Annotated in this window: 18 protein-coding genes; all 18 read left to right on the top strand. The window is 36.4% G+C overall.

Annotated elements, in window-relative coordinates:
- Positions 1–4 precede the first annotated feature (4 nt).
- The 18 genes from MK480_RS06860 to MK480_RS06775 all read left to right on the top strand — a co-directional run bounded on the left by MK480_RS06860 (position 5) and on the right by MK480_RS06775 (position 16719).
- Entirely contained in the window at positions 5–979 is a 975-nt protein-coding gene (locus MK480_RS06860; protein WP_000356101.1) for a nucleoid-associated protein, read from the top strand.
- A complete protein-coding gene (pmp23, locus tag MK480_RS06855; protein ID WP_084929659.1) occupies positions 979–1593 on the top strand; it encodes a cell wall hydrolase Pmp23 in 615 nt (204 codons plus the stop codon). Before MK480_RS06860 ends, pmp23 begins: the two co-directional genes overlap by 1 nt.
- Positions 1594–1666: 73 nt before the next feature.
- On the top strand, positions 1667–2641 hold the full coding sequence (locus MK480_RS06850; RefSeq protein ID WP_268707399.1) for a DUF1002 domain-containing protein: 975 nt from the start codon (positions 1667–1669) through the stop codon (positions 2639–2641).
- A 74-nt stretch (positions 2642–2715) separates the two neighbouring features.
- The gene (rlmD, locus tag MK480_RS06845) at positions 2716–4077 is read left to right on the top strand and encodes a 23S rRNA (uracil(1939)-C(5))-methyltransferase RlmD (protein ID WP_268707398.1); all 1362 of its coding nucleotides are present in this window, start codon (positions 2716–2718) and stop codon (positions 4075–4077) included.
- A 208-nt stretch (positions 4078–4285) separates the two neighbouring features.
- On the top strand, positions 4286–4459 hold the full coding sequence (locus MK480_RS06840; protein ID WP_020902871.1) for a hypothetical protein: 174 nt from the start codon (positions 4286–4288) through the stop codon (positions 4457–4459).
- Positions 4456–5235: a replication initiator protein A gene (locus tag MK480_RS06835; protein WP_020902872.1), complete on the top strand. Its 780-nt coding sequence runs from the start codon at positions 4456–4458 to the stop codon at positions 5233–5235. Before MK480_RS06840 ends, MK480_RS06835 begins: the two co-directional genes overlap by 4 nt.
- Positions 5236–5334: 99 nt before the next feature.
- Positions 5335–6693, top strand: a complete 1359-nt coding sequence (gene dcm / locus MK480_RS06830; RefSeq protein WP_268707397.1) for a DNA (cytosine-5-)-methyltransferase — start codon at positions 5335–5337, stop codon at positions 6691–6693.
- Positions 6677–7126: a hypothetical protein gene (locus tag MK480_RS06825; RefSeq protein ID WP_268707396.1), complete on the top strand. Its 450-nt coding sequence runs from the start codon at positions 6677–6679 to the stop codon at positions 7124–7126. Before dcm ends, MK480_RS06825 begins: the two co-directional genes overlap by 17 nt.
- Positions 7119–7499 carry a thioredoxin domain-containing protein gene (locus MK480_RS06820; protein WP_020902874.1) on the top strand — a complete coding sequence of 127 codons (381 nt, stop codon included), beginning with the start codon at positions 7119–7121 and terminating at the stop codon, positions 7497–7499. Before MK480_RS06825 ends, MK480_RS06820 begins: the two co-directional genes overlap by 8 nt.
- 12 nt (positions 7500–7511) lie before the next feature.
- A complete protein-coding gene (locus MK480_RS06815; protein ID WP_000840776.1) occupies positions 7512–7745 on the top strand; it encodes a hypothetical protein in 234 nt (77 codons plus the stop codon).
- 2 nt (positions 7746–7747) lie between these two features.
- On the top strand, positions 7748–8335 hold the full coding sequence (locus tag MK480_RS06810) for a CPBP family intramembrane glutamic endopeptidase (protein ID WP_268707395.1): 588 nt from the start codon (positions 7748–7750) through the stop codon (positions 8333–8335).
- Between the two features lie 400 nt (positions 8336–8735).
- Positions 8736–9545: a MurR/RpiR family transcriptional regulator gene (locus tag MK480_RS06805; protein WP_024058031.1), complete on the top strand. Its 810-nt coding sequence runs from the start codon at positions 8736–8738 to the stop codon at positions 9543–9545.
- Positions 9546–9549: 4 nt separating this feature from the next.
- Positions 9550–10251, top strand: coding sequence for an N-acetylmannosamine-6-phosphate 2-epimerase (locus MK480_RS06800; RefSeq protein ID WP_024058030.1), 702 nt, complete (start codon positions 9550–9552; stop codon positions 10249–10251).
- Between the two features lie 24 nt (positions 10252–10275).
- Entirely contained in the window at positions 10276–11193 is a 918-nt protein-coding gene (locus MK480_RS06795) for an N-acetylneuraminate lyase (protein WP_024058029.1), read from the top strand.
- Positions 11194–11220: 27 nt separating this feature from the next.
- Positions 11221–12762 carry a sodium:solute symporter family protein gene (locus tag MK480_RS06790; RefSeq protein ID WP_024058028.1) on the top strand — a complete coding sequence of 514 codons (1542 nt, stop codon included), beginning with the start codon at positions 11221–11223 and terminating at the stop codon, positions 12760–12762.
- 25 nt (positions 12763–12787) lie between these two features.
- The gene (locus tag MK480_RS06785; RefSeq protein ID WP_000587140.1) at positions 12788–13246 is read left to right on the top strand and encodes a NanQ anomerase/TabA/YiaL family protein; all 459 of its coding nucleotides are present in this window, start codon (positions 12788–12790) and stop codon (positions 13244–13246) included.
- Position 13247: 1 nt separating this feature from the next.
- Entirely contained in the window at positions 13248–15572 is a 2325-nt protein-coding gene (locus tag MK480_RS06780; protein ID WP_049500021.1) for a sialidase family protein, read from the top strand.
- 37 nt (positions 15573–15609) lie between these two features.
- A complete protein-coding gene (locus MK480_RS06775) occupies positions 15610–16719 on the top strand; it encodes a Gfo/Idh/MocA family protein (RefSeq protein WP_000248712.1) in 1110 nt (369 codons plus the stop codon).
- Positions 16720–16737 lie beyond the last annotated feature (18 nt).

Raw genomic sequence — 16737 nt, 5'->3', positions numbered from 1 at the left:
TTTTATGGACATTTATATTAAGAAAGCTATTATCCATCAGTTCAGTCCGGATGATACCGAGCTGTTCCTAGCGGATAAGTTTCTCAATATCACTCCAAAAATCGAAGAATACTTGCGTAAAAAAATTGAACGTGTGTATTCAGATGAAGCTAAGACTGGGATTTTCGAAGAAGAAAATCCCTTCTTCAATCACATCACAGACGATTTGTTGGAGACATCAGTAACACTGGCTAATCTCTGGAAAGAGGAGTTCAGCATTTCAGAAAATCTCAAGACCAATGACTTGATTTTTGTGCAATTTTCTAAAGAAGGTGTAGAACATTTCGCTTTCTTGCGAATTGCTCTGCGGGAGACCTTGACCCACCTCGGAGGAGAAGTTGATAATCCAATCAAGCTGACTCAGAATAACCTGCCTGGATTTGGAACGGGTGCTGATGAGGCCTTGGTGGTCAATCTTCAGAGTCGCAAGTACCATCTGATTGAAAAACGAATCAAGTACAACGGGACTTTTTTGAACTATTTTTCAGATAATCTTCTTGCTGTTGCTCCTAAGATTTCACCCAAGAAATCTATCAAAGAACTGGAAAAAACGGCCCAGAGAATTGCTGAATCTTTTAACACAGATGATTTTCAATTTCAATCTAAGGTCAAATCAGCGATTTTCAACAACCTAGAAGAAAGCAATGAATTGTCACCTGAGAAATTGGCTAATGACCTTTTTGATAACAATCTGACGGCTCGTTTGAGCTTTATTGACCAAGTTAAAGAAGCTGTACCAGAGCCTGTTCAATTTGATGAAATTGATGCCAGTCGCCAATTAAAGAAATTTGAAAACCAAAAACTTTCCTTGTCAAATGGAATTGAACTCATCGTTCCCAATAACGTCTATCAAGACGCCGAGTCTGTTGAGTTTATCCAAAACGACAATGGAACTTACTCTATCTTAATCAAAAATATCGAGGATATTCAAAGTAAATAATGTTTAAACGAATTCGAAGAGTGCTTGTACTAGCAGTCTTCCTTTTTGCTGGCTATAAAGCTTACCGCGTTCACCAAGATGTCAAGCAGGTCATGACCTATCAACCCATGGTTCGCGAAATCTTGAGTGAAAAAGACACCCCAGCAAACGAAGAGCTTGTGCTCGCTATGATTTATACCGAAACAAAAGGAAAAGAAGGCGATGTCATGCAGTCCAGTGAGTCTGCAAGTGGTTCAACCAATACCATCAATGATAATGCGTCTAGCATTCGGCAAGGTGTGCAAACTTTGACCGACAATCTCTATCTAGCCCAGAAGAAGGACGTTGATGTCTGGACGGCTGTGCAAGCCTATAATTTTGGACCTGCCTATATCGATTTTATTGCCCAAAATGGCAAAGAAAATACTCTAGCACTAGCCAAACAGTACTCCCGTGATACAGTTGCTCCCTTGCTGGGTAATGCCACTGGAAAAACTTATAGTTATATTCACCCCATTTCTATTTTTCATGGTGCTGAACTTTACGTAAATGGGGGGAACTATTACTATTCTAGACAGGTACAACTCAACCTTTACATCATCAAATGTTTCACTCTCTTTTCAACATCTGGCTAGTCCAGGTGTTTTTGTTATAAGTTTTCTTTAAGATAGATATATTACTCTAGAAAGGTAAAGGAGGGAATTCCCTATGAGAAAGAAACTCTTTCTGACCAGTGCTGCGGTTTTGTGGGCAGTAACAGCTATGAATAGCGTCCATGCAGCAACAGATGTTCAAAAAGTTATCGATGAAACCTACGTCCAACCCGAATATGTCCTAGGTTCTTCATTGTCTGAAGACCAAAAAAATCAAACCCTTAAAAAACTAGGCTACAATGCCTCAACAGACACCAAAGAACTCAAGACCATGACACCTGATGTCTATTCTAAGATTATGAATGTGGCTAATGACTCTAGTTTACAGTTGTATTCATCAGCCAAGATTCAAAAACTAGGTGACAAGTCGCCACTTGAGGTCAAGATTGAAACACCAGAAAACATCACTAAGGTGACTCAGGATATGTACCGAAATGCAGCCGTAACTTTGGGTGTGGAACACGCCAAAATCACTGTAGCAGCACCTATTCCAGTTACAGGTGAGAGTGCCTTAGCCGGGATTTACTATTCACTAGAAGCTAATGGAGCTAAGGTGCCACAAGCCAACAAAGAGTTGGCTCAAGAAGAGTTGAAGGCTTTGTCCGATATCAATGCTGAAAACAAGGACAAGTCAGGCTATGATGCTAATAAATTAAATGTTGCCCTAGCCGATATCAAGTCAGGAATCGCCAAAGCTAAAGAAAGCAAGGGAAATCTGACGGAGGAAGATGTCCGTAAAATCGTTGAAGATACCTTAAAAAATTACAAACTTGATCAGGTTATAACAGGAAACCAGATCAATATCATCATCAATTTTGCTTTGAATCTCTCAAAGAGTGATATCCTCAGCAATACAGACTTCACTAAAACCTTGAATGACCTGAAACAAAGTATTGTTTCACAAGCTGGCGACAGTTTTAAAAATATCAACCTTAACTTTGATGCTGATAAGGCGCTAGAGGACGGTGGTAACTTCTTAAGCTCCCTCTGGCAAGCCATTGTCAACTTCTTCAAGAGTTTTGGTTCTTAAGAAATTTCATGGTATAATAGATGGTAACCGTAACGTTGCCGTCTTTTTTGTCGGCCAATAGAAAGATGAAGAGAATGTTAAAGAAAAATGATATTGTAGAAGTTGAAATTGTGGACTTGACCCATGAAGGTGCAGGAGTTGCCAAGGTGGATGGTTTGGTATTTTTTGTTGAGAATGCTTTACCGAGTGAAAAAATCCTCATGCGTGTCCTCAAGGTTAATAAAAATATTGGTTTTGGGAAGGTTGAAGAATACCTTGTCCAGTCGCCACACCGTAATCAAGATCTAGATTTGGCTTACCTGCGTTCAGGAATCGCGGATTTAGGTCATCTTGCCTATCCAGAACAGCTTAAGTTTAAAACCAAGCAAGTTAAGGACAGTCTCTACAAGATTGCAGGAATTGCTGATGTAGAGGTTGCTGAAACGCTTGGTATGGAAAATCCAATCAAGTATCGCAATAAGGCGCAGGTGCCAGTTCGTCGAGTGAATGGTGTCTTGGAAACAGGATTTTTCCGTAAGAATTCCCATGACCTCATGCCTCTAGAAGATTTCTTTATCCAGGATCCTGTGATTGATGAGGTAGTAGTAGGACTACGTGACTTGCTCCGTCGTTATGACCTGAAACCTTATGATGAAAAGGAACAATCTGGCTTGATTCGAAATCTTGTGGTGCGTCGTGGACACTATTCTGGACAAATAATGGTAATTTTGGTAACAACTCGTCCCAAAGTTTTTCGTGTTGACCAATTGATTGAACAACTGATTAAGCAGTTCCCAGAGATTGTCTCTGTTATGCAAAGTATCAATGACCAGAACACTAATGCTATTTTTGGTAAGGAATGGCGTACGCTTTATGGACAAGACTTTATCACTGACCAGATGTTGGGAAATGACTACCAAATCGCTGGACCCGCTTTTTACCAAGTCAATACTGAAATGGCGGAGAAGCTCTATCAAACAGCCATTGAGTTTGCAGCATTAAAATCAGATGATGTGGTTATTGATGCCTACTCTGGTATCGGGACGATTGGCCTCTCTGTTGCGAAACACGTCAAAGAAGTCTATGGTGTTGAAGTGATTCCAGAAGCGGTTGAGAATAGCAAGAAGAATGCCCAACTGAACAATATTTTAAACGCCCACTATGTCTGTGACACAGCTGAAAATGCCATGAAGAATTGGCTTAAGGAAGGAATTCAACCAACCGTTATCTTGGTTGATCCTCCACGCAAGGGATTAACCGAAAGCTTTATCAAAGTAAGCGCCCAAACAGGAGCAGACCGTATTGCCTATATCTCCTGCAATGTCGCAACCATGGTGCGTGATATCAAACTCTACCAAGAATTGGGATACGATTTGAAGAAAGTCCAGCCGGTGGATCTTTTTCCACAAACGCACCACGTGGAGTGTGTAGTGTTGCTACAACGAAAAAAAGGGTGAAAATCCTTGATTTTAAGCTATTTTACAAGCATTTTGTCTTTGTAGATAAAGGCAATTTTGACGTCAGAAAAGTCCTAAAAAGGCACATAGATGTATATGTATTTGTAGATGTCGTTTGCGCATCGGAAAAATGAATACAACAATAAATATTTATCTAAAGAGAGAACAATTGTATATTGTTCTCCTTTTTTTATTTTGAGGAGGAAAAATGACAAAAGAATTACAATCATCACGCTATATTGTCATTTCATTTTTAGTACGTGAAATGGGAATAGATATTGTTGAGGCCATATCTCTTATGGCTGAATTAGAAAAAAGTGGCTTGGTTCGATTGAAATCAAGTGGAGATTTAATACTCAAAGAACTTGGAGGAGCGCTATGAAACGAATTACCGCAAATCAATACCAAACTTCAGAACGGTATTATAAATTACCTAAAATTCTTTTTGAGGATGAGAAATATATGGATATGAAACTAGAAGTAAAGGTGGCTTATTCTATTTTAAAAGATCGTTTAGAATTATCTCTCAGTCGTGGTTGGATAGATGAAGAAGGAGCAGTCTATTTAGTATTTTCTAATTCTAAACTGATGAGGCTGTTAGGTTGTTCGAAGTCAAAATTACTGTCTATCAAAAAAATTCTTAAAGAATATGACTTAATTGATGAAGTTCAACAGTCTTCAAGTGAGAAAGGGAGACTTGCTAATAAGATTTATTTAGGAGAATTGTCTTCTACCCCAGTAGGTAATTCAAACAGGCCTAGTGTTAAAAAAAGACTAGGGCAGGTTGAAAATGAAACGCCCCCCGTCTCTTATTCAGCCCCTAGTGAGACTGAAGTTAGTGAGACTAAATATAGTGAGACTGAATCTTTATTTATTGAGGATGAGGAAGAAAGGAATTCTCAACCTATTTTGAGAAGAAAAGTAGAAAAGGTCACAAAATATGATCGAGATTACATTTGGGGATTGGTACAGGATCAATTTAGACGAGAAGGTTTTTCTGAAACAGCCAGTGAAATTGCTATGACTGATTTTGAGAGAATCTATCAGTATGCTCTTGACAATGTTCGCTTTGTTAGACGAGCGGAAGTTTTGGCTGAATTTGTGTTTAACGGCTTGTATTCTGTTTGGAATAACCGTGTTAGAAAAGGAGGTGGTTAAAATGTCGCCAATCGAGTGGATATTAGTTATGCTCATTGTCATTTCAAGTGGTGTGACACTTTGGACATTGATAGTTGATCAGAAAGGGGTGATAAAGAAATGAAATTTATTGATTTATTTTCAGGTATCGGTGGTTTTCGACTAGGAATGGAAAGTGTCGGACACGAGTGTATTGGATTTTGTGAGATTGATAAATTTGCTAGAGAATCTTATAAGTCCATTTTTCAAACAGAAGGAGAAATAGAATTTCATGACATACGAGATGTTTCAGATGACGAATTTAAAAAACTTAGAGGGAAAGTCGATGTCATCTGTGGGGGATTCCCTTGTCAAGCATTTTCAATCGCAGGAAGACGATTGGGATTTGAAGATACTAGAGGAACTTTGTTCTTTGAAATTGCTCGGGCGGCCAAACAAATCCAACCACGTTTTCTTTTTCTTGAAAATGTTAAAGGCCTACTCAATCACGATAAGGGACGGACGTTCACCACAATCCTTACCACACTTGATGAGTTGGGGTTTGATGTTGAGTGGCAGGTGCTTAACAGTAAGGATTTTGGCGTTCCCCAAAACAGAGAGAGGGTGTTTATTATCGGACATTCTAGAAAGAAAGGTACCAGACTCCTATTTCCTTTCAGACGAGAAGGTCAAGCAACTAACCCTGAGACTTTGAAAGCACTAGGGAATTTAAATCCATCAAGAAGTGGAATGAGTGGTAAAGTTTATTATTCAGAAGGTCTTGCGCCAACCTTAGTTCGTGGAAAAGGAGAAGGATTTAAGGTTGCTATTCCTTGTATGACACCAGACAGATTAGAAAAGAGACAAAATGGTAGACGTTTCAAGGATAATCAAGAGCCAATGTTTACTTTAAATACTCAGGATCGCCATGGTATTGTCGTTGTTGGAGATTTACCAACTAGCTTTAAGGAAACTGGTCGCGTCTATGGAAGTGAGGGCTTATCTCCAACACTGACTACAATGCAAGGTGGAGATAAAATCCCCAAAATACTAATTCCAGAACCAATCCAATTTCTAAAAGTACGGGAAGCAACGAAAAAAGGATATGCTCAAGCAGAAATTGGGGATTCAATCAATTTAGAAAGACCAAGTTCTCAGTATCGTCGTGGTAGAGTTGGAAAAGGTATAGCGAATACGTTAACAACTAGTGGGCAAATGGGAGTAGTAGTTGCTAGCTATGAAGGAGAAGATAAGCAAGTTTATCATGTAGCCGGTGTCTTAATAGATGGACAATTTTACCGTTTGAGAATACGACGAATCACTCCTAAAGAGTGTTTTCGCCTGCAGGGTTTTCCTGATTGGGCTTTTGAAGCCGCTAGAAAAGTCTCTAGTAATAGTCAGCTCTATAAACAAGCTGGTAATAGTGTAACCGTTCCTGTGATTGCCGCAATCGCAAAGAAATTAAAAGAAATAGAGGAAAAAGATGAAAGCATTAAATAAAGAATCAATACTAGATTGTGATGAATTAGAAACAGAATTACATGATGCAGAAATCAGACAGCTGGATGAACAAATATTTTTGATGCCCAATTATCCATGTGAGTTTGAGGTAACATTTTTAGATGATTACCATAAAAAACATAATTACCCACTATTTTATGAATCCTATCTTCAAAACGTTATGGAATTCCTTGAAAGTCAGGATATAAAGAACGGAGCGGATGCCTTTGTAGATGATAATCAGAATCTTGTTTTTGTTTTATATGGGCAAGGCTATCGAGCCGAGGGAAAAGAGGGAATACTTACAACCCAAGTAACTGTAAAAGCTTTTGATGAAGACAAGGAACCGATTAACTTCGCAAATTTATTAGATTCCTTAATCGTTTCAGAATATCAAATGGAACCGAATCTTTGGGAGGTCTCCCATGATTGATTTCTATCTAAGTAAAAATAACCAAAGAAATCAACTTCTTTTGGATTTCTTTCAAAACTACGGAATAGAGGTATCTTGTCATTCAGTTTCTGAAATGACAAAGGACAAATTAATTGAGATGATGAGCTATTCTTCAGATTGTTTCGAGTTTTTATCTCCAAATTTATTACGTTTTAAGAATCGAGATAACCTAAAATTAACAGATTTCATCGAAATGATATTAAAAAATCCTGAACTAAGCATCAGACTACCTCTTGCGGTTTCCAATAAACGGGTTTATCCAAATCTGAATTTGGAAGAGGCTAGAGCTTTATTGCCAAGAGATACGAAACAATTGATTTACATGGCACAAACACATTATTTATCTAACTAAAGGAGAAGCAATATGGCTGAACGATTTTGGGAGAACTTGTCCATTATTTTGGCTGAAAGAAATATTAGCTGGATTGAGTTAACCAGAAAAATGTTTGCGGGAGAGTTTCACTATCCAAGTGAATTGAACCGTTTGTATCAAAAGATACGCCACTACAAGATGGAACAACGAATGCCTCAAAGTCCATGGGTAGAAAGGATTGTGCAGGTATTAGATTTAGATTATGAAGATTTATTTCGGAGGTAACTATGAAAAGAATAATTCCAGTTTATATATTCCAACAAGTAAATGTCCTATTGGTATCTCTATACTTACTGAAATTTCTTTGTATCGGTGAGTTAACTATACTAGAGATTCTCTATGGTGCGTCACTCATTTCTTTTTTATGGATGTATGGCCAACGCAAACAAGCTCATAAGGTCAATATGAAATCTAGGATGAAATGGCTTGGTATTGGATTCGTTAGTCTACTGATTATAAGTCTATGTTTTAGCTTAATCCATGCGCAAGGAAGCACGAATCAAGCAAACTTAATTGGCCTTCAACATCAAGTTCCTTGGTTTTCATTTTTATTGTTCTTAACCAATGCGAGTATGGTTGAAGAATTTCTGTATCGAGAAATTTTATGGAACTTGGTTAGAAAATTAGATATTCGAGTTGCTTTGACAAGTGTTTTATTTGCCTTAGCTCATCATCCAGGAACCATTCTAGCTTGGTGTTTGTATGTTTCACTTGGGATGTTTTTAGGGCTTGTACGCTATAAATCTGACTTATGGGGCAGTATGGGGCTACATTTAGTGTGGAACCTACTAGTTTATAGTTTGGTGCTTTTTTAAAATAGGTGTTCTGATTTATCTCATAAATCAGTAGTTTTTATAGGATTATTTTTAATTCGGAAACAAAAATGTATTAACAGTATAAAATAAAGAAACTAGGAACATTTTTTCTATTTTTTTAGAAATAAAATGTTGTATAGAAATTCCGAAAGAAATAATAAAATAAAAATATAAATTAATAAAACATGTATATATTAGCATATCGACGTCGATAAATGTTCTTAAAAGGCATAAAATACAAATATAAAGAATAAAAAATTGTTATATCTTTATAATTGTTGTTCTGTTATGAAATGAAAGAAATTGGAAACTAGTTTCTAAATCATGAAAAATATTGAAAAAAAAAAAAATAAGTGTTAGAATAAAGAATGTAAACGTTTACTTTAACAAAGGAGCTCATATGTTACTACAAAAAGAACTAATTCCAATGATAGAAGCTAACTTACCAAATATGGCATATGCTGAAAAAGACATTGCTAAATTCTTCTTAAAACAGCAACCTCTTAATAATTATTCATGTGAGGCATTGTGCGAAAGCCTTAATGTATCCAAAGCAACATTGACTCGATTTGCGAAAAAATGTGGTTTTAAAGGTTTTAGACAATTCATTTTCAAATACCAAGAGATGATTCGTGAGAAAGAAAAGTTAGCATTGTATACAGAGGCTACAGAAAAAGTTTTATCTGACTATGAAGAAATGTTGAGAAAAACTTACACGGTTCTTGATGAAGTTCAACTTGAGCGTATTGCTGAGATGATAGAAACTGCTGAGCGTGTATATCTTTATGGTGAAGGAAGTTCTGTTCTTGCTTTACAAGAAATGAAGATGAGATTTATGCGTCTCGGAGTCATTGGTGAAGTATTATCAGACGAGGATATGATTTTGTGGAATAGCTTATTACTTAATGAAAATTGCCTCGTCATTGGAGCATCTATTTCAGGTCAAACTGATATTGTACTAGAAGGTCTTCAAAAAGCTGCGGATAAAGGCGCTAAAACAGTTTTAATGACTACAAGAAATTTTGACGAAGAAGATTGTTTCTTTGATGAATTATTGTTATTAGCTTCGATCAATCATCTCTCGTATGGCAATCGCATATCACCTCAGTTTCCAATACTTTTAATTACAGACTGCTTATTCTCTCATTATCTGGAAAGTCCAGAGAGACAATATTATTACAATCAAACTATTATCCATAAGGAGGAATAATAAAATGAGCCAAATTTGGACTAAAGAAAAATTTATAAGTCAAGTCCATGGTGGAGTCATTGTTTCTTGTCAAGCTTTACCCGGTGAACCCCTTTATAATGAAGAATTTAGCTTGATGCCTTTTATGGCTAAAGCAGCTTTAGAGGCAGGAGCAGTGGGCATTCGCGCAAATTCTGTGCGTGATATTAAAGCAATTCAGAAAGTAGTAGATTTACCAATAATTGGAATTATCAAAAGAGATTATCCACCTCAAGAACCATATATTACTGCTACGATGAAAGAAGTAGATGAACTTGTAGAATGCGGAACAACAGTCATTGCATTTGATGCAACTTTAAGACCAAGATATGATGGCTTAGTTGTCAGTGAATTTATCAAAAAAATAAAAGAAAAATATCCTAATCAATTGTTGATGGCGGATGTAAGTAATTTTGATGAAGGTCTCTATGCATTTAAATCAGGCGTTGATTTTGTTGGTACAACATTATCAGGGTACACAAGTACAAGTGTACAATCAGATGAGCCTGATTTTGAACTAATGAAAAAATTGGCTGATTTTAATATTCCGGTAATTGCCGAAGGAAAAATTCATTATCCAGAACAATTAAAAAAAGCTTATAGTTTAGGTGTTACCAGTGTTGTCATTGGTGGAGCGATTACACGTCCAAAAGAAATTGCTCAGCGATTTATTAATGTCATCAAATAAAAAACAATATAAAGGAGAAATCTGATGAAAGATTTAACTAAATACAAAGGCGTTATTCCTGCATTTTATGCTTGCTATGATGAAAATGGTGAAATTAGCCAAGAACGTGTAAAATCTCTGGTGCAATATTTCATTGACAAAGGTGTAAAAGGTATCTATGTAAATGGTTCTTCAGGTGAATGTATTTACCAAAGTGTAGAAGATCGTAAACAAATTATTGAAGCTGTTATGGAAGTTGCCAAAGGTAAATTAACAGTTATCAACCATGTTGCATGTAATAACACGAAAGATAGTATTGAATTGGCAAAACATTCAGAAAGTGTTGGAGTCGATGCTATTGCTGCTATCCCACCTATTTACTTCAAATTGCCAGAATATTCAATCGCAGCATATTGGAATGCAATGAGTGAAGCTGCGCCAAATACAGATTTTATCATTTATAATATTCCACAATTGGCAGGGGTTGCATTGACTGGTAGTTTGTATGCAACAATGCGTCAAAATCCTCGTGTGATTGGAGTTAAAAATTCTTCTATGCCTGTACAAGATATTCAAATGTTTGTAGCTGCAGGTGGAGAAGATTACATTGTATTCAATGGTCCAGATGAACAATATCTTGGTGGTCGCTTGATGGGAGCAGAAGCTGGTATTGGTGGTACTTATGGCGTTATGCCAGATTTGTTCTTGAAATTGGAAAGTTTGATTCAAGAACGAGATTTAGATACTGCTAAAAAACTTCAATATGCTATCAATGAAGTTATCTATAAGATGGTATCAGGTAAGGCAAATATGTATGCTGTAGCAAAAGAGGTTTTGCGTCTAAATGAAAAACTTGATTTAGGTTCTGTTCGTCAACCCTTAGAAGCATTGGCAGAAGGTGACTTGGAGGTTGCAAAACAAGCAGCAGTACTTATTCAACAAGCACGAAAAGAATTTTTATAATAAATAAAATCAATATGGAGATATGTTATGAGCACAACAGGATTTACAATAATTGACTTAATTATCTTGATTGTTTATTTACTTGCGGTGTTGGTTGCGGGTATCTATTTCTCTAAAAAAGAGATGAAAGGAAAAGAGTTCTTTAAAGGAGATGGTTCGGTTCCTTGGTATGTTACTTCGGTATCCATTTTTGCCACAATGCTCAGTCCGATTTCCTTCTTGGGACTCGCTGGTAACTCTTATGCAGGTAGCTGGATTTTATGGTTTGCTCAATTAGGGATGGTTGTAGCTATTCCACTGACAATTCGTTTTATCTTACCTATCTTTGCACGGATAGACATCGATACGGCATATGATTACTTGGATAAACGTTTTAATTCTAAAGCACTTCGTATTATTTCAGCACTCTTGTTTATTATTTATCAATTGGGACGTATGTCTATCATTATGTACCTCCCATCAGCTGGTTTATCAGTATTGACAGGAATTGACATCAATATTTTGATTATTTTGATGGGTGCAATTGCAATTGTTTATTCTTATACTGGTGGTCTAAAATCCGTATTATGGACAGACTTTATTCAAGGTGTGGTTCTGATTAGTGGTGTCGTTGTAGCTTTATTTGTACTGATGGCTAATATTAAAGGTGGCTTTGGTGCAGTAGCAGAAACATTAGCAAACGGGAAATTCCTTGCTGCAAATGAAAAACTTTTCGATCCTAACTTGCTTTCAAACTCCATCTTCTTAATTGTGATGGGTTCAGGCTTTACAATCTTATCTTCCTATGCTTCATCTCAAGATTTGGTTCAACGTTTTACTACAACACAAAATATTAAGAAACTTAATAAAATGTTGTTCACAAATGGTGTCTTGTCACTTGCTACTGCAACAGTCTTTTACTTGATCGGTACAGGCTTGTACGTATTCTATCAAGTACAAAATGCAGGCAGTGCAGCTAGCAATATCCCTCAAGACCAAATCTTTATGTACTTTATTGCATACCAGTTACCAGTAGGTGTCACAGGTTTGATCTTGGCAGCGATTTATGCAGCGGCTCAATCAACTATTTCAACAGGTTTGAACTCTGTTGCAACTTCATGGACATTGGATATTCAAGATGTCATTTCTAAAAATATGTCAGACGATCGTCGTACGAAAATTGCACAATTCGTATCTCTAGCAGTAGGTTTATTCTCAATTGTTGTTTCCATTATCATGGCTCATTCAGATATTAAATCTGCATACGAATGGTTCAATAGTTTCATGGGACTTGTACTTGGTCTACTTGGTGGTGTATTCATTCTTGGTTTTGTTTCTAAAAAAGCAAATAAACAAGGTGCTTATGCAGCGCTGATTGTATCAACCATCGTTATGGTATTTATTAAATACTTCCTTCCTCCAACAGCTGTTAGCTACTGGGCATATTCATTGATTTCAATTTCTGTATCAGTAGTTTCAGGTTATATTGTATCTGTTCTTACTGAAAATAAAGTATCTGCACCTAAATATACAACGATTCATGATATTTCAGAAATTAAAGCGGATTCAAGTTGGGAAGTTCGTCACTAGTCACTAATAGAAAAGAGAAAATAATATGATTATTTCTGAACAATCTGATTTTAGACGATATGCTTCTGTCAATAAACATTTTTCAAAAGTCTGTGATTTTTTAGAAAATACTAATTTGACAGATTTAGTTGATGGAAAAATTGATATTGACGGGGAAAATGTTTTTGCAAATTGTATGACTTATCTAGCTGATGGAGTTCCAGGAGATATTTTTGAAACTCATAAGAAATATTTAGATATTCATATTGTTGTTGAAAATACAGAAAAAATGGCAGTAACTTCCCCAGTTCGTGCTCAGTCACGTGTACCTTTTAGCGAAGAGAAGGATATTGCTTTTTACGATAGCAAAGACTATCAAATTGTTGAATTGCTTCCAGGGAATATGTTGGTGACTTTTGAAGAAGATCTTCACCAACCAAAGATTCATTGCAATGATGAAACTGTTAAAAAGCTTGTTATCAAAGTTTTAAATGAGGAAAAATAAAATGAAAAAAAATATTAAACAATATGTAACCTTAGGTACTGTAGTGGTATTATCAGCATTTGTTGCTAACTCAGTTGCAGCTCAGGAGACTGAAACTTCTGAAGTATCAACACCAGAGTTGGTGCAACCTGTTTCACCAACGACTTCGATTTCGGAAGTACAACATAAATCGGGTAACTCTTCGGAAGTTACTGTACAACCTCGAACAGTTGAAACTACTGTTAAGGATCAATCTTCCACAGCGGATGCGATTTCGGGAGTACAACCTAAATCGGATAATTCTTCGGAAGTTACTGTACAACCTCGAACAGTCGAAACTACTGTTAAGGATCCATCTTCTACAGCGGAAGAAACTCCTGTCTTAGAAAAAAATAATGTTACTTTAACAGGGGGCGGAGAAAATGTTACTAATGAGTTAAAGGATAAACTTACTAGCGGTGACTTTACTGTAGTGATTAAGTACAATCAGTCTAGTGAGAAAGGTTTACAAGCTTTGTTTGGAATATCTAATTCTAAACCCGGTCAACAAAATAGTTATGTAGATGTGTTCCTTAGAGACAATGGTGAATTGGGAATGGAAGCGCGTGATACTTCTTCCAATAAAAATCACCTAGTATCCAGACCTGCTTCAGTTTGGGGTAAGTACAAACAAGAGGCTGTGACTAACACTGTTGCAGTAGTAGCAGATTCAGTCAAAAAAACATATTCTTTATATGCTAATGGTACAAAAGTAGTAGAAAAGAAAGTGGATAACTTCCTAAGCATCAAGGATATTAAAGGTATTGATTACTATATGCTTGGGGGAGTGAAACGTGCAGGAAAAACGGCGTTTGGTTTTAGCGGAACACTAGAAAATATCAAATTCTTTAATAGTGCATTGGATGAAGAAACTGTTAAAAAGATGACAACAAACGCTGTTACTGGACATTTAATTTATACGGCTAATGATACAACAGGTTCTAACTATTTCCGTATTCCAGTTCTGTATACTTTTAGCAATGGTCGTGTTTTTTCAAGCATTGACGCTCGTTACGGTGGAACTCATGATTTCTTGAATAAAATTAATATTGCTACAAGTTATAGTGATGATAATGGTAAGACATGGACTAAACCAAAATTAACATTGGCATTCGATGATTTTGCGCCAGTACCATTAGAATGGCCTCGTGATGTTGGTGGACGTGACTTACAAATCAGCGGTGGTGCAACCTATATTGACTCTGTTATTGTTGAAAAAAATAATAAACAAGTACTCATGTTTGCTGATGTTATGCCTGCTGGAGTAAGTTTTAGAGAAGCTACTAGAAAAGATTCAGGTTATAAACAAATTGATGGTAATTATTACCTTAAATTAAAGAAACAAGGTGATACTGATTATAATTATACTATTCGTGAGAATGGTACTGTATACGACGATCGTACCAACAGACCAACTGAATTTTCAGTAGATAAAAATTTCGGTATTAAACAAAATGGTAATTATTTGACGGTAGAGCAATATTCGGTTTCATTTGAAAATAATAAAAAGACTGAATATCGTAATGGGACTAAAGTCCATATGAATATCTTCTACAAAGATGCATTATTCAAAGTAGTGCCAACGAACTATATTGCATATATTTCTAGCAATGATCATGGCGAATCTTGGTCTGCACCAACTTTATTACCTCCTATAATGGGACTTAATCGGAATGCGCCTTATTTGGGTCCTGGACGTGGAATCATTGAAAGCTCAACTGGACGTATTCTTATTCCGTCTTACACTGGTAAAGAGTCTGCATTCATTTATAGTGACGATAACGGAGCGTCTTGGAAAGTTAAAGTTGTGCCACTTCCTTCTAGTTGGTCAGCAGAAGCACAATTTGTAGAATTGAGTCCAGGAGTAATTCAAGCATACATGCGTACAAATAATGGTAAAATTGCATATTTAACAAGTAAAGACGCAGGTACTACTTGGAGTGCGCCGGAATATTTGAATTTTGTTTCAAATCCAAGTTATGGAACACAATTATCAATCATCAATTATAGTCAATTGATTGATGGTAAAAAGGCTGTCATTTTAAGTACTCCAAACTCCACAAATGGTCGTAAACACGGACAAATTTCGATTGGTCTAATTAATGATGATAATACAATTGATTGGCGTTATCATCACGATGTTGATTATAGTAACTATGGATACTCATATTCAACATTGACAGAGTTACCAAATCATGAAATTGGATTGATGTTTGAAAAATTTGATTCATGGTCTCGTAATGAACTTCATATGAAAAATGTTGTACCATATGTAACATTTAAGATTGAAGATTTGAAAAAGAATTAAAGCTGAAATTTAAATATATTGAAAGAGGATAAAAATTATGGTAAATTACGGTATTGTTGGAGCTGGATATTTTGGAGCTGATTTGGCTCGCTCAATGAACAAAATTGAAGATGCAAAAGTGGTTGCGGTATTTGACCCAAATCATGGAGAAGAAGTTGCTCAAGAGTTGGGATCAGATGTTTGTGCAAGTTTAGATGAACTTGTAGCACGTGAAGATATTGATTGTGTGATCGTAGCTTCACCTAGCTACCTTCACCGTGAACCTGTTGTGAAAGCTGCTCAACATGGCAAACACGTATTTTGTGAAAAGCCAATTGCATTGTCTTATGAAGATTGTAAAGCCATGGTTGACGCATGTAAAGAAAATAATGTTATCTTTATGGCTGGTCACATCATGAACTTCTTTAATGGTGTACACCATGCTAAAGAATTGATTACTCAAGGTAAAATCGGTAAAGTTCTTTATTGCCATGCCGCTCGTACAGGTTGGGAAGAACAACAACCAACTGTATCATGGAAGAAACTTCGTTCTCAATCTGGAGGACATTTGTACCACCATATTCATGAATTAGATTGCATTCAGTTCATCATGGGAGGACTTCCTGAAAAAGCGACAATGGTAGGAGGTAATGTATATCATAAAGGTGAAAACTTTGGTGATGAAGATGATATGCTCATTGTAAACCTAGAATACTCTGATGATCGTTATGCTGTTTTGGAATATGGTAATGCTTTCCGTTGGGGTGAACACTACGTCTTGATTCAAGGAACTGAAGGAGCTATCAAACTTGACTTATTCAATACTGGAGGTACTCTTCGTGTTAAAGGTGAAGGAGAATCACACTTCTTAGTACATGAAACTCAAGAGGAAGATGATGACCGTACAGCTATCTATACCGGTCGTGGTATGGATGGAGCAATTGCGTACGGTAAACCAGGAGTACGTTGCCCATTATGGTTACAAACATGTATTGATAAAGAAATGGAATATCTACATGACATCATTAAAGGTGGAGAAATTACAGAAGAATATGAAAAACTTCTCAATGGTGTAGCTGCTTTAGAATCAATCGCTACCGCTGATGCATGTACTTTATCAGTTAAAGAAGATCGAAAAGTAAGTCTTTCAGAAATCACAAATGCTTAACTATTGTCAAACAGAATA

Source organism: Streptococcus mitis (assembly GCF_026782895.1).
GTDB lineage: Bacteria > Bacillota > Bacilli > Lactobacillales > Streptococcaceae > Streptococcus > Streptococcus mitis_CB.
Note: the sequence above shows the minus strand (reverse complement) of the source record. Positions and strands in the feature narration are given on the sequence as shown.

What these genes read in the sequence shown, in the direction of transcription:
- MK480_RS06780 (WP_049500021.1), top strand. Translation starts at nt 13,248, where the DNA reads ATGAAAAAAAATATTAAACAATATGTAACCTTAGGTACTGTAGTGGTA.
- MK480_RS06790 (WP_024058028.1), top strand. Translation starts at nt 11,221, where the DNA reads ATGAGCACAACAGGATTTACAATAATTGACTTAATTATCTTGATTGTT.
- MK480_RS06800 (WP_024058030.1), top strand. Translation starts at nt 9,550, where the DNA reads ATGAGCCAAATTTGGACTAAAGAAAAATTTATAAGTCAAGTCCATGGT.
- MK480_RS06805 (WP_024058031.1), top strand. Translation starts at nt 8,736, where the DNA reads ATGTTACTACAAAAAGAACTAATTCCAATGATAGAAGCTAACTTACCA.
- pmp23 (WP_084929659.1), top strand. Translation starts at nt 979, where the DNA reads ATGTTTAAACGAATTCGAAGAGTGCTTGTACTAGCAGTCTTCCTTTTT.
- MK480_RS06835 (WP_020902872.1), top strand. Translation starts at nt 4,456, where the DNA reads ATGAAACGAATTACCGCAAATCAATACCAAACTTCAGAACGGTATTAT.
- MK480_RS06850 (WP_268707399.1), top strand. Translation starts at nt 1,667, where the DNA reads ATGAGAAAGAAACTCTTTCTGACCAGTGCTGCGGTTTTGTGGGCAGTA.
- MK480_RS06810 (WP_268707395.1), top strand. Translation starts at nt 7,748, where the DNA reads ATGAAAAGAATAATTCCAGTTTATATATTCCAACAAGTAAATGTCCTA.
- MK480_RS06815 (WP_000840776.1), top strand. Translation starts at nt 7,512, where the DNA reads ATGGCTGAACGATTTTGGGAGAACTTGTCCATTATTTTGGCTGAAAGA.
- MK480_RS06795 (WP_024058029.1), top strand. Translation starts at nt 10,276, where the DNA reads ATGAAAGATTTAACTAAATACAAAGGCGTTATTCCTGCATTTTATGCT.
- MK480_RS06785 (WP_000587140.1), top strand. Translation starts at nt 12,788, where the DNA reads ATGATTATTTCTGAACAATCTGATTTTAGACGATATGCTTCTGTCAAT.
- dcm (WP_268707397.1), top strand. Translation starts at nt 5,335, where the DNA reads ATGAAATTTATTGATTTATTTTCAGGTATCGGTGGTTTTCGACTAGGA.
- MK480_RS06820 (WP_020902874.1), top strand. Translation starts at nt 7,119, where the DNA reads ATGATTGATTTCTATCTAAGTAAAAATAACCAAAGAAATCAACTTCTT.
- MK480_RS06775 (WP_000248712.1), top strand. Translation starts at nt 15,610, where the DNA reads ATGGTAAATTACGGTATTGTTGGAGCTGGATATTTTGGAGCTGATTTG.
- MK480_RS06825 (WP_268707396.1), top strand. Translation starts at nt 6,677, where the DNA reads ATGAAAGCATTAAATAAAGAATCAATACTAGATTGTGATGAATTAGAA.
- MK480_RS06840 (WP_020902871.1), top strand. Translation starts at nt 4,286, where the DNA reads ATGACAAAAGAATTACAATCATCACGCTATATTGTCATTTCATTTTTA.
- MK480_RS06860 (WP_000356101.1), top strand. Translation starts at nt 5, where the DNA reads ATGGACATTTATATTAAGAAAGCTATTATCCATCAGTTCAGTCCGGAT.
- rlmD (WP_268707398.1), top strand. Translation starts at nt 2,716, where the DNA reads ATGTTAAAGAAAAATGATATTGTAGAAGTTGAAATTGTGGACTTGACC.